The organism is Thioclava sp. L04-15 (assembly GCF_002020275.1).
In the GTDB taxonomy this organism is placed as follows: domain Bacteria; phylum Pseudomonadota; class Alphaproteobacteria; order Rhodobacterales; family Rhodobacteraceae; genus Thioclava; species Thioclava marina.
In genome coordinates, this window is sequence record NZ_MPZW01000001.1 from 1,152,822 (window position 1) to 1,168,689 (window position 15,868).

General features: G+C 63.7%; 16 protein-coding genes. 10 read left to right on the forward strand and 6 right to left on the reverse strand.

Annotated features, from left to right (window positions below; all coding sequences use genetic code 11):
* Positions 1–104: 104 nt before the first annotated feature.
* Positions 105–434, forward strand: a complete 330-nt coding sequence (locus BMI90_RS05715) for an Hpt domain-containing protein (RefSeq protein WP_078526858.1) — start codon at positions 105–107, stop codon at positions 432–434.
* Positions 435–440: 6 nt separating this feature from the next.
* On the opposite strand, the gene ilvA is transcribed toward BMI90_RS05715, so the two are convergent.
* On the reverse strand, positions 441–1,688 hold the full coding sequence (gene ilvA / locus BMI90_RS05720; RefSeq protein WP_078526860.1) for a threonine ammonia-lyase IlvA: 1,248 nt from the start codon (positions 1,686–1,688) through the stop codon (positions 441–443).
* A gap of 183 nt (positions 1,689–1,871) precedes the next feature.
* Between ilvA and BMI90_RS18490 the strand changes: the two genes are divergently transcribed.
* From BMI90_RS18490 to mog, 3 genes are all read left to right on the forward strand, one after another.
* Positions 1,872–2,897, forward strand: a complete 1,026-nt coding sequence (locus BMI90_RS18490; protein WP_146671211.1) for a hypothetical protein — start codon at positions 1,872–1,874, stop codon at positions 2,895–2,897.
* A gap of 106 nt (positions 2,898–3,003) precedes the next feature.
* Positions 3,004–4,233, forward strand: coding sequence for an argininosuccinate synthase (locus BMI90_RS05735; RefSeq protein ID WP_078526867.1), 1,230 nt, complete (start codon positions 3,004–3,006; stop codon positions 4,231–4,233).
* Positions 4,230–4,766 carry a molybdopterin adenylyltransferase gene (mog, locus tag BMI90_RS05740; protein ID WP_078526869.1) on the forward strand — a complete coding sequence of 179 codons (537 nt, stop codon included), beginning with the start codon at positions 4,230–4,232 and terminating at the stop codon, positions 4,764–4,766. The genes BMI90_RS05735 and mog overlap by 4 nt, the downstream gene beginning before the upstream one ends.
* A gap of 137 nt (positions 4,767–4,903) precedes the next feature.
* On the opposite strand, the gene ubiG is transcribed toward mog, so the two are convergent.
* Complete coding sequence (gene ubiG / locus BMI90_RS05745) at positions 4,904–5,647, reverse strand: bifunctional 2-polyprenyl-6-hydroxyphenol methylase/3-demethylubiquinol 3-O-methyltransferase UbiG (RefSeq protein WP_078526882.1); 744 nt, start codon at positions 5,645–5,647, stop codon at positions 4,904–4,906.
* 67 nt (positions 5,648–5,714) lie between these two features.
* Between ubiG and pip the strand changes: the two genes are divergently transcribed.
* The 6 genes from pip (at position 5,715) to infB (ending at position 12,696) form a co-directional block, all read left to right on the forward strand.
* On the forward strand, positions 5,715–6,686 hold the full coding sequence (gene pip / locus BMI90_RS05750; protein WP_078526884.1) for a prolyl aminopeptidase: 972 nt from the start codon (positions 5,715–5,717) through the stop codon (positions 6,684–6,686).
* Positions 6,687–6,716: 30 nt separating this feature from the next.
* A complete protein-coding gene (locus BMI90_RS05755) occupies positions 6,717–7,169 on the forward strand; it encodes a TspO/MBR family protein (RefSeq protein WP_078526886.1) in 453 nt (150 codons plus the stop codon).
* Positions 7,170–7,309: 140 nt separating this feature from the next.
* Complete coding sequence (gene rimP / locus BMI90_RS05760; protein ID WP_078526888.1) at positions 7,310–7,891, forward strand: ribosome maturation factor RimP; 582 nt, start codon at positions 7,310–7,312, stop codon at positions 7,889–7,891.
* Between the two features lies 1 nt (position 7,892).
* Positions 7,893–9,509: a transcription termination factor NusA gene (gene nusA, locus BMI90_RS05765; protein WP_078526890.1), complete on the forward strand. Its 1,617-nt coding sequence runs from the start codon at positions 7,893–7,895 to the stop codon at positions 9,507–9,509.
* A 29-nt stretch (positions 9,510–9,538) separates the two neighbouring features.
* Entirely contained in the window at positions 9,539–10,168 is a 630-nt protein-coding gene (locus BMI90_RS05770) for an RNA-binding protein (RefSeq protein WP_078526905.1), read from the forward strand.
* Positions 10,165–12,696 (forward strand): translation initiation factor IF-2, encoded by a 2,532-nt coding sequence (infB, locus tag BMI90_RS05775; protein WP_078526907.1) that lies wholly within the window; start codon positions 10,165–10,167, stop codon positions 12,694–12,696. The genes BMI90_RS05770 and infB overlap by 4 nt, the downstream gene beginning before the upstream one ends.
* Positions 12,697–12,789: 93 nt before the next feature.
* Here infB and BMI90_RS19055 read toward each other — a convergent pair whose 3' ends face one another.
* The 4 genes from BMI90_RS19055 to BMI90_RS05790 form a co-directional block, all read right to left on the reverse strand.
* Positions 12,790–12,918 (reverse strand): hypothetical protein, encoded by a 129-nt coding sequence (locus tag BMI90_RS19055; RefSeq protein ID WP_093469965.1) that lies wholly within the window; start codon positions 12,916–12,918, stop codon positions 12,790–12,792.
* 126 nt (positions 12,919–13,044) lie between these two features.
* Positions 13,045–13,443 carry a (deoxy)nucleoside triphosphate pyrophosphohydrolase gene (locus BMI90_RS05780; protein ID WP_078526909.1) on the reverse strand — a complete coding sequence of 133 codons (399 nt, stop codon included), beginning with the start codon at positions 13,441–13,443 and terminating at the stop codon, positions 13,045–13,047.
* Positions 13,440–14,804: a bifunctional glutamate N-acetyltransferase/amino-acid acetyltransferase ArgJ gene (argJ, locus tag BMI90_RS05785; RefSeq protein ID WP_078526911.1), complete on the reverse strand. Its 1,365-nt coding sequence runs from the start codon at positions 14,802–14,804 to the stop codon at positions 13,440–13,442. The genes BMI90_RS05780 and argJ overlap by 4 nt, the downstream gene beginning before the upstream one ends.
* Before the next feature lie 19 nt (positions 14,805–14,823).
* Positions 14,824–15,735, reverse strand: a complete 912-nt coding sequence (locus BMI90_RS05790) for a peptidylprolyl isomerase (RefSeq protein ID WP_078526913.1) — start codon at positions 15,733–15,735, stop codon at positions 14,824–14,826.
* Between the last annotated feature and the right edge of the window lie 133 nt (positions 15,736–15,868).

Here is a 15,868-nt window from a genome sequence, read left to right on the forward strand (position 1 = left end):
AAGAATCCGTGAAAATTCCTTCCCCGATCGCATTTAAGCCTTTCGCAATCTTTGGGCTCTACGGTCGGTCCCCGGTGAAGGTAATTTGGTGGCCGGAGGGTCGAATGATTGATTGGGAACGGGTGCGCGAATTGCGCCATGAAATCGGCGCGGATGGCTTCGCGGAGGTGGTCGAGCTTTTCCTCGACGAGGTCGAATCGGTCGTAATGAGGCTTGGGTCACGCCCCGACCGGCTGGAGGAGGATCTCCATTTCCTCAAAGGCTCGGCCTGGAACCTCGGCTTTCGCGATTTTGGAGGCATGTGCCAGCGGGGCGAACGTCTCGCCGCGACTGGAGAGGGGGGGAAGGTCGAGATAGCCGCGATCCTCGGCTCCTATGGCGAGTCGAAGACGATCTTCATGGGGCGGCTGACAGAATTCACCGCTGCCGCCTGATCGAGCTCAGATCAGGAACTCGGCGAGCGTTTCGTCTTCTGTGATGTCGCGCCAGACAAAGCCCTCGGCATCGAGCTTGGCGAAGAGCTCGGTGAAATTCTCTGCCCGTTTGGTTTCGATCCCGATCAGGACAGAGCCGAAATTGCGCGCGGATTTCTTCAGGTATTCGAAACGTGCGATGTCGTCATCGGGGCCGAGCATCTCAAGAAAGTCGCGCAGCGCGCCGGGGCGCTGCGGCAGGCGCAGGATGAAGTATTTCTTCAATCCGGAATAGCGCTGTGCGCGCTCGCGCACCTCGGGCAGGCGTTCGAAATCGAAATTGCCTCCAGATGTGATGCAGACCACCCGCTTGCCGCGAATTTCCTCGGCCAGCTCGGGCAGGATGTCGATCGACATTGCGCCGGCGGGCTCAAGCACGATCCCCTCGACATTGAGCATCTCGAGCATGGTGATGCAGATCCGGTCCTCGGGCGCGAGATGGATCATTTCGGGCGTGACCCAGCCAAGCTCTGCGAACGGGCGCGCGCCGATCCGCGCGACCGCGGCCCCGTCGACGAAGCTGTTCACATGATCCAGCGTGACCGGATGGCCCGCCGCGACCGCGGCTGTCAGGCTCGCCCCGCCCAAGGGTTCGACGAAACGGAACTCGGTCGCGGGAGCGGTTGCGCGCAGGTAGCCCGTCACCCCCGCGGCCAGACCGCCCCCCCCAACCGGCAGGATCACCAGATCGGGCGCCTCGCCCATCTGATCGAGGATCTCGACCCCGACCGAAGCCTGTCCCTCTATCACCGAGGGGTCGTCGAAGGGGGCCAGAAAATGCGCCCCGGCCTTTGCGCAAAATTCCTGCGCGGCGGCCAGCGTGTCGTCGAAATAGTCGCCCGTGAGCACAATTTCGATCGCGTCACCGCCGAAGGTCTTGGTTTTGTCGATCTTCTGTTGCGGGGTCGTGACGGGCATGAAGATCGTCCCCTTTACCCCGAAATGACGGCAGGCGAAGGCAACGCCTTGCGCGTGGTTGCCCGCGCTCGCACAGACGAAATGGCTGGCCTCCGGGTCGCTCTCGCGCAGTTTGCGCATCGCGGTGAAAGCGCCACGCAGCTTGTAGCTGCGCACCGGCGTCAGATCCTCGCGCTTGAGCCAGATCTCCGCGCCGAACCGCGCCGAGAGATGATCATTGCGCTGAAGCGGCGTGGGCTCGAAAAGCGCACGCAGGGCACGGGTGGCGGCAAGGGCGGAGAGGGCAAATTCACTCATGTCAAAGCCATGCCCAAGCCGGGGCCATCTTGCAAGGGATAAGGCGATTCGGCAGATCTTCGCGCAGGCGCGACTTCAGTTCGGCAAGGCCCTGCGCATCGTGGAAAATCGCCTCGTTTTGGCCCCAATTGCGGTTTAACCATGGTGAGAGTTTGACTGAAATCAGCGTCTTGGGAGGGCGTGATGAGCCTAAAGAAATATTCGATCGTCGCAATGGTCGCTGCGAGCTTCGTGCTCGCGCCGATTGCGACCAGCCACTTCACTGGCGCGGATATTGCCATGGCCAAGAACGGCAATGGCGGTGGCAACGGTGGTGGAAACGGCGGCGGTAACGGCGGTGGAAAGGGGAATGGCGGCGGGAATGGCAACTCCGGCTCGGCCGGTAAGTCCGCTTCGGCCGGCAATGCGTCGACGCGCGGCAATTCGGGTTCGGCCAAGACCACCGGCAGTGGTCCGGCGAAGTTCCTCGATGACCTCTTCAGCGGGGGCAAGGCGCAGAACCGGGCCCAGAACGCGCAACGCACCGCGTCGCGCACTCAGACTTCGGCAGCCAAGCGCTCCACCACGCCGACCGAATATGCGGTTTCCGATTCGCCGCGCCCCCATGGCAAGCCCGCGCTGAGCGAGGATGAGCTGCGCAATCACGGCGCACTCGCCTCCGAGCTCAAGGGGCTGAACGCGGCTCACGCAAGCCCAACGGCGCTCGCCAACGCTTCGCCCAACAGCCAGGTGGGGCGCATCGCTACTTACCAGGCGGCGGTACTCGCAGCCGATGCGCTGGGTGAAGAGCTGACGGCCGCTCAGGAAACGCTCGCCGGTCTTGAGGCGCAGGATGTGCGTACGCCCGAGGAAATCCAGGCTGATCTCGACGGGCTCGATCCCGAGAATCCCGACGATCAGGAGCAGATCGCCACGCTGAACACCGAGATGGAGGCCGCGCAGACCTATGCCGACGATCTCGCGTCGGCCCAGCAGGCCGTGACCGATCTCGAGGGTGAGATCGCGACGGCCGATCTGGCCGAGCAGGATGCGCTCTCGGCGGCGGCGAACGGGCGCACGCTCTCGCCCGAGGCGATGGCCTATCTGCACGAGCTGCTCGACCTGCCCGCGCCCGAGCCGGAGGTCACAGACCCGCCCGCCGCAGAGCCCGTCGCCGACACGACGGACCCGGTCACCGAAGAGCCGGTGGACACGACCTCGGAGACCTGAGCCGCGTTCGGATGAAATCGGAAAGGGCCGTCCTTCGGGGCGGCCCTTGTCCATTGGGAAAAAACGCACTATCCCGACGCGGAACAAGAAAAACGGGAGTTGCCGCATGTCCGCGCCCAAGAAAGTCGTGCTTGCCTATTCGGGCGGCCTCGATACCTCGATCATCCTGAAATGGCTCCAGACCGAATATGGCTGCGAGGTCATCACCTACACCGCTGATCTCGGCCAGGGTGAAGAGCTGGAACCGGCACGCCGCAAGGCCGAGATGCTGGGCATCAAGCCCGAGAATATCCACATCCTAGATGCGCGCGAAGAATTCGTCCGCGATTTCGTCTTCCCGATGTTCCGCGCCAATGCGGTCTATGAAGGGCTCTACCTGCTGGGCACCTCGATCGCGCGCCCGCTGATCTCCAAGCACCTCGTCGAGATCGCGCATCAGCACGGCGCCGATGCGGTGGCGCATGGCGCGACCGGCAAGGGCAACGATCAGGTCCGGTTTGAGCTCTCGGCCTATGCGCTCGATCCCTCGATCAAGGTGATCGCGCCCTGGCGGGAATGGGATCTGACCTCGCGCACGAAACTGCTGGAATTCGCCGAGGCGAACCAGATCCCGATCGCCAAGGACAAGCGCGGCGAAGCGCCCTTCTCGGTCGATGCGAACCTGCTGCACACCTCCTCCGAGGGCAAGGTTCTGGAAAACCCCGGCGACATGGCCCCCGACTATGTCTACCAGCGCACCGACGATCCGGTGACGCAGGCCCCGAACGAGCCCGAATATATCGAGATCGGTTTCGAGAAGGGCGACGCGGTGTCGATCAACGGCGAGGCGATGAGCCCGGCGACGATCCTCACCAAGCTCAACGAATACGGCAAGAAGCACGGCATCGGTCGTCTCGATTTCGTCGAGAACCGCTTCGTCGGCATGAAGTCGCGCGGTGTCTACGAGACCCCCGGCGGCACGATCCTTCTGGAGGCTCACCGTGGCATCGAGCAGATCACGCTGGATTCCGGCGCGGGTCATCTGAAGGACTCGATCATGCCGCGCTATGCCGAGCTGATCTATAACGGCTTCTGGTTCTCGCCCGAGCGCGAGGCGCTGCAGGCGCTGATCGACAAGACCCAGGAATATGTGACCGGCACGGTCAAGCTGATGCTCTTCAAGGGCGCGGCCCGGACCGTGGCGCGCTGGTCGGACTATTCGCTCTATTCCGAGGCCCATGTGACCTTCGAGGAAGACGCGGGCGCATACGATCAGAAGGACGCGGCGGGCTTCATCCAGCTCAACGCGCTGCGCCTGAAGCTGATCGCAACCCGCAACGCGCGCGTGAAGAAATGAGCTTTTCGCAGCCCAAGGCCGCCATCGTCACCGTCTCCGACCGCGCCAGTCGCGGCGAATACGAGGACAAGGGTGGGCCGGGCTGCGAGGACTACCTGCGCGGCGTGGTGACCTCGCCTCTCGAGATCGAACGCCACATCATCCCAGATGGGCGCGACTCGGTGGCGGCAAAGCTGCGCGAACTCGTCGCGGCCGAGGCCGACCTGATCCTGATCACCGGCGGCACCGGCCCCGCCCCGCGCGACGAGACGCCCGAAGGCTGCATGGACGTGATCGAGAAGGAGCTCGCGGGCTTCGGCGAGGAAATGCGCCGCGCCTCGCTTCTCGAAGTGCCCACCGCCATCCTGTCGCGCCAATCGGCGGGCATCGCGGGCAAGTCGCTGATTATCATGGTTCCGGGCAAACCCTCGGCCATCGCGACCTGCCTCGATGCGGTCTTCGCCGCGGTGCCCTATTGCCTCGACCTGATCGGCGCGGCCTATATCGAGACCGATCCCGCGCGGATCGAAGCCTTCCGTCCGAAGAAGAAGTAAGAGGGGGGCGCTGCCCCCGCCTGCCTGACGGCAGTCTCCCCCGGGATATTTCTACCAAGAGGAAGACCAGACCTCCCCTTCCTCTTGGCTAAAATATCCCGGGGTGAATTCGCGAATGCGAAGAGGGGCGGCGCCCCTTACCGCTTCACCGCAGCGATGGCGTAGTTCACCGAGAGATCGCGCTCCGAGAGCGACCAGCGCCAGCTGAGCGGGTTGAAGACCATGCCGCGCCGGTCGATCGGGTCGAGCAGCGCGTTTCGCGTCAGATCGTAGAGCTCATCGGGGGTGATGAATTTCGACCATTCATGTGTACCCTTGGGCAGCCAGCGCATGACATGCTCGGCGCCGATAATCGCGACCATGTAGCTTTTGGGATTGCGATTCAGCGTCGAGCAGAGCATCAGCCCGCCCGGTCTCAAAAGGCTCTGGATCGTGTTCACGAAGCCCTGCGGGTCGGCGACATGCTCGATGATCTCCATCGCCAGGACCACGTCGAAATGCTCGCCGCTGGCGGCCAGATCCTCGGCGGCGCAATGGCGGTAGTCGATCTCGAGGCCCGATTGTTCGGCATGAAGCTGCGCCACGGGGATATTGCGTTCGGCTGCGTCGGCGCCCACGACCGTCGCGCCCAGCCGCGCCATCGGCTCGGCCAGCAGCCCGCCGCCGCAGCCGATATCGAGAAGGCGCAGGCCTTCAAACGGACGGGGTGCTTTCAGGTCGCGGCCAAACTGCGTCGCGATCTGGGTGGTGATGTAGTCGAGCCTGCAGGGATTGAGCATATGCAGCGGCTTGAACTTGCCGTTCGGATCCCACCATTCCGCCGCCATCGCCTCGAACTTGGCGACTTCGCTGGGGTCGATGCTGTTTGCCGGATCTGCCATCTCTCTCCTCGCGCTCAATTGCGATCCGCCCATGGCGGGCGCTTCGTTTGATCTATATAGTTCAGCCATGGACAGAACTGCAGGGCAAAAGCGCGCATCGGGCGCCCATCTCTATCCGCCGATCGAACCGTTCGATCAGCGTCGGGTCGATGTGGGCGACGGCCATGTGCTTTATGTCGAGCAATCGGGTCATCCCGAGGGCCAGCCGGTCGTGGTTTGCCATGGTGGGCCGGGGGGCGGTTGTTCGCCCACGATGCGGCGTTTCTTCGATCCGCGCCATTACCGGATCATCCTGTTCGACCAGCGCGGCTGCGGGCTCTCGCGCCCCCATGCGAGCGTGGCGGCCAACACGACCTGGCACCTGATCGCGGATATGGAACAGATCCGGCAGGAGCTGGGCATCAATCAGTGGATGGTTTTTGGCGGCAGCTGGGGGGCGACACTGGCGCTGCTCTATGCCGAGGCGCATCCCGACCGGGTCGAGGCGCTGATTCTGCGTGGGGTGTTCCTCGCCACGAAGGCCGAGCTCGAGTGGTTCTATGGCGGCGGCGCGGGGCAGTTCTATCCAGATCTCTGGGCGAATTTCCGACGCCCGATCCCGGAAGGCGAACAGCAAGACCTGATCGGGGCCTATCACAAGCGGCTCTTCTCGGGCGATTACATGGCCGAGGCGCGCTATGGCCGCCATTGGGCGATGTGGGAGAACGCGCTGGCCTCGGTGGCCTTCGATGGCCCGCCCGGCGAGGCCTCCTCGGATTACGCGCGCGCTTTCGCGCGGCTCGAGAACCACTATTTCCAGAACGGCGCTTTCCTCGAGGAAGACGACCAGATCCTGCGAGACCGGCACCGGATCGAACATATCCCGACGAAGATCGTGCAGGGGCGGCTCGACATGATCTGTCCGCCGATCTCGGCGCATCGTCTGGCGCAGGGCTGGGCGCGGGCGGAATTGCAGCTCGTGCCGATGTCCGGTCATGCGCTGAGCGAGCCGGGGATCACTGCGGGGCTTGTCCGCGCGATGGATGCGCTTAGATCCTGATTCATCGGGATTTCGATCGGAGCCCACCGCATGACGCTCACATTCTTTGCGCTTTTCCTCCTTGCCTCCGCGGCCGCGGCGGCGACAGGCATCATCTTCAAGCCCGGGGATTGGTATCTCGGGCTGAACAAGCCCGGTTTCACCCCGCCAAACTGGGTCTTCCCGGTCGCCTGGACCTATCTCTATGTCTCGGTCGCCTATGCGGCGGCCCGCGTGGCAGGCGTCGAGGGTAGCCAGATCGCTCTGGCGCTGTTTGCCGTGCAGATCGCGCTCAACACGCTCTGGACGCCCGTGTTCTTCGGCGCGCATCGGCTTGGGATGGGGATGACGGTTCTGGCCTGCCTGTGGGTCGCGGTGGTCGCGATGATGATGGCCTTCTTCCGGCTCGATCTGATTGCGGGCCTACTGGTGATCCCCTATCTCGCGTGGCTGAGCCTTGCCTCGGCGCTCAACTTCCGGGTCTGGCGCGACAACCGGTCCTGAAGTTTAGCTTGCGGAATCTGCCACGCAGGACTATATCGCCTTCAACAGCGGCGCGCCGGGGTCCAAACCTGACGCCCACCGGAAACGTGTGACGGGCCGCAAAGGCCCGTTTTTTGTTTTGTAGGATCGGAAAGAAAGACATGACCGACCTGATCGCCAAGACCGCCATCGACCGGCGTCTGGCCGAGATCGTGACCCCCGTGATCGAGGGGCTGGGCTTCGAGCTCGTGCGGCTGCGGCTGCAGGGCGGCAAGACCGCCACGCTTCAGATCATGGCCGACCGCCCCGAAGGCGGGATCGTCGTGGACGATTGCGCCGCGATCTCGACCGCCGTCTCGGCCGCGCTCGACGTGGAAGACCCGATTGAGGACAAGTATACGCTCGAGGTTTCCTCGCCCGGCATCGACCGTCCGCTGACGCGGCTCAAGGATTTCGATATCTGGGAAGGCTACGAGGCGAAGATCGAGACCACCGAGCCGATCGACGGGCGCAAGCGCTTCAAGGGTATTCTGCGCGGCACCGAGGGCGACGAGGCCCTGATCGAAATCGAGGACCAGGGCGAAGAGGTCGTGATCGGCCTCAATTTCGACCTGCTCGCCGATGCGAAGCTCGTGCTGACCGACGAACTGATCACCGAGATGCTGCGCCAGAAGAAAGTGGCCGAGGGCATCGACGAAAACGAATTTGACGAGATTGACGAATCCCCCGAGGAGGAGACCTGAGATGGCCATTACCGCAGCCAACCAGCTTGAGCTTCTGCAGACCGCCGAAGCCGTGGCCCGCGAGAAGATGATCGACCCGGATCTGGTGATCCAGGCGATGGAGGAGAGCCTCGCACGCGCCGCGAAGTCGCGTTACGGCGCCGAGATGGACATCCGCGTCTCGATCGACCGCAAGACCGGCAAGGCGACCTTCACCCGCGTGCGCACCGTCGTCGCCGATGAAGAGCTGGAGAACTACCAGGCCGAGCTGACCGTCGAGCAGGCAAAGCAGTATCTTGACGATCCGCAGATCGGCGACACGATCGTGGACGAGGTTCCGCCGGTCGATCTGGGCCGGATCGCCGCGCAATCGGCCAAGCAGGTCATCCTGCAGAAGGTCCGCGAAGCCGAGCGTGATCGCCAGTACGAAGAGTTCAAGGACCGCGTCGGCACGATCATCAACGGCGTCGTCAAGCGCGAGGAATACGGCAATATCATCGTCGATATCGGTCGTGGCGAAGCGATCCTGCGCCGCAACGAGAAGATCGGCCGCGAGAGCTATCGCCCGAACGACCGCATCCGCGCCTACGTGAAGGACGTGCGCCGCGAGACCCGTGGCCCGCAGGTCTTCCTGTCGCGCACCGCGCCGGAATTCATGGCCGAGCTGTTCAAGATGGAAGTGCCGGAAATCTACGACGGCATCATCGAGATCAAGGCTGTGGCCCGTGATCCGGGATCGCGCGCGAAGATCGGCGTGATCAGCCACGACAACTCGATCGACCCGGTCGGCGCCTGTGTCGGTATGCGCGGCTCACGCGTTCAGGCCGTCGTTGGCGAGCTTCAGGGCGAGAAGATCGACATCATCCCGTGGAACGAAGATCAGGCGACCTTCCTCGTGAACGCGCTGCAGCCGGCCGAAGTGTCGAAAGTGGTGATCGACGAGGAAGCGGGCAAGATCGAGGTCGTGGTCCCCGACGAGCAGCTTTCGCTCGCCATCGGCCGCCGTGGTCAGAACGTGCGTCTGGCCTCGCAGCTGACCGGGCTCGACATCGATATCCTGACCGAGGCCGAGGAATCGGCACGCCGTCAGGCCGAGTTCGCCGAGCGCACCAAGCTCTTCGTCGACGCGCTCGATATCGACGAGTTCTTTGCACAGCTTCTGGTGGCGGAAGGCTTCACCTCGCTTGAGGAAGTGGCCTATGTCGACATGGACGAACTCCTGTCGATCGAAGGCGTGGACGAGGGCACGGCCGAAGAGCTGCAAGCCCGCGCCCGCGACGTGATCGAGGAACAGAACCGCAAGGCTCTCGAAGCCGCGCGCGAGATGGGCGTCGAACAGTCGCTCTTCGATTTCGAGGGTCTGACCCCGCAGATGATCGAAGCGCTGGCCAAGGACGGCATCAAGACGCTGGAAGACTTCGCGACCTGCGCCGACTGGGAACTGGCCGGCGGCTGGACCACGGTCGACGGGGCGCGTGTGAAAGACGATGGTCTGCTCGAGAAATTCGATGTGAGCCTCGAAGAGGCGCAGAACCTGATCATGACCGCGCGCATCCAGCTTGGCTGGGTCGATCCCTCGGAGCTGGAAGCCGAGGACGAGGGTGAAGCGGAAGACACCGAGGAGGAGGCCGAGGCGTAAGCCTCGGGCCCAACCGGAGAGGAAGCAAGATGAGTCGCGGCGGCAAGCCGAAAGAGCATAGTGATCCCGAACGGCGCTGCATCGTCACGGGCGAGGTTCAGCCGAAGGCTGGGCTTGTCCGTTTCGTGCTCGGACCGGACGGGATGATCTATCCGGACGTGGCGGAAAAACTGCCCGGCCGGGGGATCTGGATCACCTCTGATCGGGCCGCGATCGAGACCGCGATGAAGAAGGGGCTATTCGCCCGCGCCGCCAAGGCGCCCGCGAAAACCCCTGAAAATCTGGTGGAAATGGTCGAACAGGCCCTTGCCAGTCGCGTTGTCGATCTTATTTCTCTGGAGCGAAAGGCTGGCAAGGCAGTTGTCGGCTTCGAAAAGGTCAAGGGCTGGCTGGCCGAAGGACGCGCGAAAGTGCTGCTCCAGGCCAGCGACGGCTCGGACAGGGGAAAAGGCAAGCTGTGGACGCCCGAAGGTGGGCGCTGGTTCGGCTGCCTCACCTCTCAGGAATTGGGTTTGGCATTCGGGCGCGATCGTGCGATACACGGCGCGCTTGCAGCTGGTGGCCTCACCCGGCGTGTGATTGAAGACGCATCGAGGCTTGCGGGATTGCGCAAGCAGGACGGCGGCAAGTCCGCCATGAAGGATACGAAGACGGCATGAGCGATACTGACGGCAAAAAGACTCTCGGACTGGGCGGCGGGCGCCCCGGGCAGGTGAAGCAAAGCTTCTCGCACGGGCGTACCAAGAACGTCGTGGTCGAGACGAAAGGCAAGAAGCGGGTGCTGAACAAGCCGGCGGCAGGCGGAGCCGGCAAGACGGCGGGCGGCAAGCCGGCTGGTGGCGACCCGTCGAAACGCCCCGCCGGGATCTCGGACGCCGAGATGGAGCGTCGCCTGAAGGCCCTTCAGGCCGCCAAGGCGCGCGAAGTCGAAGAGGCCGCTGCCCGCGTTGCCGAGGAAAAGGCGCGCGAGGAAGAACGTGAGCGTCGCCGTGCCGAGGCCGAGGCCAAGGAGCGCGAAGAGCGCGAGCGCGAAGCCGCGCTCAAGGCGAAGGCAGAAGAGGACGAGCGCAAGAAGCGCGAGGCCGAACTTCGCGACAAGAAAAAAGAAGAGATCCGCAAGGCGGGCCCCAAGAAAGACGAGCCGGTCGATCAGGCCGCCGTCGAGGCCGCTGCGGCGCGCGCCGAGACCAAGGGCGTTTCCGCCTCGGGTCCGCGCAAGACCGACCGCGAGCGCGACACCCGCGCACCCGAGCGTGACACCCGTGGCGGCAAGGGCCGTGACGATGGCAACCGCCGCTCGGGCAAGCTGTCGCTGAGCGATGCGCTCTCGGGCGGCGAAGGCCGCCAGCGCTCGCTCGCCGCGATGAAGCGCAAGCAGGAACGCGCGCGCCAGAAGGCGATGGGCGGGTCCAGCCGTGCCGAGAAGCAGAGCCGCGAAGTTCAGCTGCCCGAAACCATCATGGTCTCGGAACTGGCCAACCGTATGGCCGAACGCGGCGCGGACGTGGTCAAGACGCTGATGAAGATGGGCATGATGGTCACGGCCAACCAGACCATCGACGCCGACACCGCCGAGCTTGTGATCGAGGAATTCGGCCACAAGGCCGTGCGCGTTTCGGATGCGGACGTGGAACAGGTGATCGACACCGTCAAGGACAAGGCTGAAGACCTCCAGCCGCGCCCGCCGATCGTGACGATCATGGGGCACGTCGACCACGGCAAGACCTCGCTGCTCGACGCGATCCGTCATGCCAATGTCGTTTCGGGCGAAGCGGGCGGCATCACGCAGCATATCGGGGCCTACCAGGTCACCACCGAGAGCGGCGCGGTTCTGACTTTCCTCGACACGCCCGGCCACGCGGCCTTCACCTCGATGCGTGCGCGCGGCGCCAACGTGACGGATATCGTCGTGCTGGTGGTGGCGGCGGACGACTCGGTGATGCCGCAGACGATCGAAGCCATCAACCACGCCAAGGCCGCGAAAGTGCCGATGATCGTGGCGATCAACAAATGCGACAAGCCCGATGCGAACCCGCAGAAGGTCCGTACCGAGCTGCTCCAGCACGAAGTCGTCGTCGAAGAGATGTCGGGCGACGTGCAGGACGTGGAAGTTTCGGCCAAGACCGGCAAGGGACTCGACGAACTGCTCGAGGCGATTGCGCTTCAGGCCGAGATCCTCGAGCTTCAGGCCAACCCCGATCGTGCCGCGCAAGGCGCTGTGATCGAGGCCAAGCTCGATGTGGGTCGTGGTCCGGTCGCGACGGTTCTCGTGCAGCACGGCACGCTCAAGCGCGGCGATATCTTCGTCGTGGGCGAGCAGTGGGGTAAGGTCCGCGCGCTGATCAACGACAAGGGCGACCGCGTCGATGAGGCCGGCCCGTCGGTTCCGGTCGAGGTGCTCGGCCTGAACGGCACGCCCGAGGCCGGTGACGTGCTCAACGTCGTCGAGACCGAGGCTCAGGCCCGCGAGATCGCCGATTACCGTGAGCAGGCCGCCAAGGACAAACGCGCTGCCGCTGGTGCCGCGACGACGCTTGAGCAGCTTATGGCGAAGGCCAAGGCCGACGAGAGCGTGTCCGAGCTTCAGGTCATCGTGAAGGCCGATGTGCAGGGCTCGACCGAAGCGATCGTTCAAGCGCTCGAGAAGGTCGGCAACGAGGAAGTCCGCGTTCGCGTGATCCATTCGGGCGTCGGTGCGATCACCGAGTCCGATATCACGCTGGCCGAGGCCTCGAACGCGCCGGTCATCGGCTTCAACGTGCGTGCGAATGCGCCTGCGCGTAACGCCGCGAACCAGAAGGGCGTCGAGATCCGTTACTACTCGATCATCTATGATCTGGTGGACGATATCAAAGCCGCCGCGTCGGGCCTCCTGTCGGCCGAGATCCGCGAGAACTTCATCGGCTATGCCGAGATCAAGGAAGTCTTCAAGGTCACCGGCGTCGGCAAGGTTGCGGGCTGTCTCGTCACCGAGGGCGTCGCCCGCCGTTCGGCCGGTGTGCGCCTGCTGCGCGACAACGTGGTCATCCACGAAGGCACGCTCAAGACGCTCAAGCGCTTCAAGGACGAGGTCAAGGAAGTGCAATCGGGCCAGGAATGCGGCATGGCCTTCGAGAATTACGACGATATCCGCCCCGGCGATGTCATCGAGATCTTCGAGCGCGAAGAGGTCGAGCGTTCGCTCTGACCCTTGCGGCGCGAGAAATGAAAACGGGGGCCTTCGGGCCCCCGTTCTTGTTTGGCAGCAGAATTCGGTTCGGTCTTGCCGCGCCGGGGCAGATCAGGCGCTGACGGGACGACCCGCGAAGAGCGAATCGCCCACGCGAACGAGGATACGCCCACAGTCCAGTTGACGTTCGAAGACGCCCTGGATCGAGACGCTGCTGCCGATCAGAATAGTTCTGAGCATTTTTCCCACCTCCCTATGGCGGGAGATTAAACCTCAAGCCCTTTACGAAACGCAAATGCAATAAACCGATTTTTTCCGGTTTTGTGGGCATTCAGGGGGGGGCCGCCCAAACCTCGAGCGGACAGGTCAGAGCCAGTCGCGCAGGATCGGAATCAGGGGGATGTCGGCTGGCGGCATCGGGTAGTCGCGCAGATCTTTCGCGCGGGCCCAGGCTAGGGTCTGGCCCTCTTGCGGAACCAGCGTCCCTTCCCATTTCCGGCAGGCAAAGAGTGGCATCAGCAGGTGGAAATCATCATAGGCGTGGCTTGCGAAGGTCAGCGGCGCGAGGCAGCTCTCATGGGTGCGGATACCCAGTTCCTCGTCGAGCTCACGGATCAGCGCGGCCTCAGGGGTTTCACCGGGTTCCACCTTGCCGCCGGGAAACTCCCAAAGACCTGCCATCGACTTTCCTTCCGGGCGCCGTGCAAGAAGCACGCGCCCGTCCACGTCGATCAGCGCGACCGCCGAAACCAGAACCACCTTCACGAACGGTAATCCGCGTTGATGTCGATGTAGCGATGGGTCAGATCGCAGGTCCAGACCGATTTCGACGCGCGGCCCAGCCCCAGATCGACGCCAATCACTAGTTCCGGATTCTTCATGTAGGCGCTGGCCTTTTCTTCGGAATAATCCGGCACGCGCCAGCCCTTCTCGGCCAGCACCATATCCCCGAACGAGATCGTCAGCTTGTCGCGATCCGCCTTGGCGCCGGACTTGCCGACGGCGGCCACGACGCGGCCCCAGTTTGCGTCCTCGCCCGCGATCGCGGTCTTCACCAGCGGCGAGTTCGCCACCGCCATCGCGACCTTGTGGGCATCCTCGGCCGAGGCGGCGCGGGTCACGCGGATCTCGACGAACTTGGTGGCGCCTTCGCCATCCTTCACGACCTGATGGGCGAGATCCATCATCACCGCGCGAAGACCGGCCTCGAAATCCTTCGCGACCTGGCTGCGCAGATCGGAAATCTCGGCGGCTTCGGATTGCCCCGTTGCGGCCACGATGAGCGCATCCGAGGTCGAAGTGTCGCTATCTACGGTGATCGCGTTGAACGTGTCCTCCACCTGGCGCGAGAGCATCCGTTGCAGGCGCGCGGGCGTGATTTTTGCGTCGGTGAAGATATAGACCAGCATCGTCGCCATGTTGGGCGCGATCATCCCCGAGCCCTTGGCGATCCCGGCGATCTTGATTTCGCCGCCCTCGCCCTGAACGGTCGCGCAGGCGCCTTTCGGATAGGTGTCGGTCGTCATGATCGCGCGTGCGGCATCCTCGATTCCGGCGGGCGACAGGCGCTCGGCCAGAGTGTCGATCGCGAGGATGATCTTCTCATAGGGCAGGGGTTCGCCAATCACCCCGGTCGAAGAGGAAAATACACGGCTCGCAGGCAGATCGAGCGCCTTCGCGACGCCTTCGGTCACAAGGTCCACGGCCTTCTGGCCAAGCTTGCCCGTAAAGGCATTCGCATTGCCCGAATTGACGATGATCGCGGCGCCGGCGCCTTGCGGCACACGCATTTTCAGCTTTTCCTGACAATCCAGAACGCATGCCGCCCGGGTCGAGGAGGTGGTGAAAACGCCCGCGATCGAAGATCCCGGCGCGACCTTGGCCAGCATCACATCGGTGCGGCCCGCATATTTCACCCCCGCCGCGGCGGAGGCGAATTCAACACCGGCAATCTGAGGCATCGCGGGGAAGGCCTCTGGCGCGAGCGGCGAGACCGTCACGGCCTTCGTCTTGATCGGGGCGGGCGCGGAGGTGGCAAGATCGGACTTCAACGCCTTTACCTTGGCGCGCAGCTTTTTGACCTTGGTCTTGAGCTCTTTGTCGTCCTTCGATTTCTTCTTGGCCATCGCGCCCGCCTCTTGTCGATCAGTTGCTTCCGAGGATGGACTGATCCTTGAGAATGGACGGATCAATCCCGTCGGTCATCTTCTCGATTTTCGCGCCGTCCACAACATCCTTCACGCGCTTTTCCACCGCAGCCTGACGGATATCGCCTTCGAGCTCGTCGCGCACATCCGCGAGCTTGGGCGCATCGACGAGCTTGGTGCCGATCAGCTTGATCACGTGCCAGCCATATTGCGTCTGGACCGGGCCGACGATCTCGCCATCCTTCATGCCCGCGACCGCGTCCGCGAAGGGTTTCACCATCGCGTCGAGCTTGAACCAGCCCAGATCGCCGCCATTGGCCGCCGTGCCGTCGAAGGAGTTCTTCTTGGCCTCTTCCGCGAAATCGGCCCCGCCATCGATCTCGGCCTTGATCTTCTCGGCCTCTTCCTTGGTTTTCACGATGATGTGCGCCGCGTGATATTCCTTGGTCGGTTCGGCCTTGGCGTATTTCGCGTCATATTCCTGCTGCACCGCCTCGTCCGTCACGGCCTTATCCGCGGTGTAGTTGAGCATCGCCCCGGACAGGTAGGCCCGTTTCTGAACCTCGAGCGCGATCTTGTCGCGCTGGGTGATGCGCTTTTCCTCGAGCTGGGCGAGTGCGGTCTGTTGGATCAGCTGCTCGAGAATGCCGTTGAAAAGCTTGTCATCCGCGAGCGACTTGTATTGTGCGGGCAGCCCGTCGCGTACCGTCTGCATCATGCCCAGCGTAATATCCTGACCGTTCACGGTCGCCACGACGGTATCGGCGGTCAGATCGGTGCGCGGCTTGGCGGCTGTCTCGGCCTGGGTCGCATCGGCGGGTGCGGGCGTCTTCGCGTCCTCGGCCATCGCGGCCCCCGAGACCATCGCGAGAACCGCGACGCTTGCGAGAAGTTGGGTCAGTTTCGGCATCCTTGCCACTCCCTTTGGGCCGCGTCTTCTGGCGGCGTTGACACTCTGGCAGTCGCCCCTTACATCGCCAAGGGTCTGTAAGAGCCGTTTCAGCCTTGTTTCGCTCGCTCTTCTAGGCAGCCAAACCCCTCGC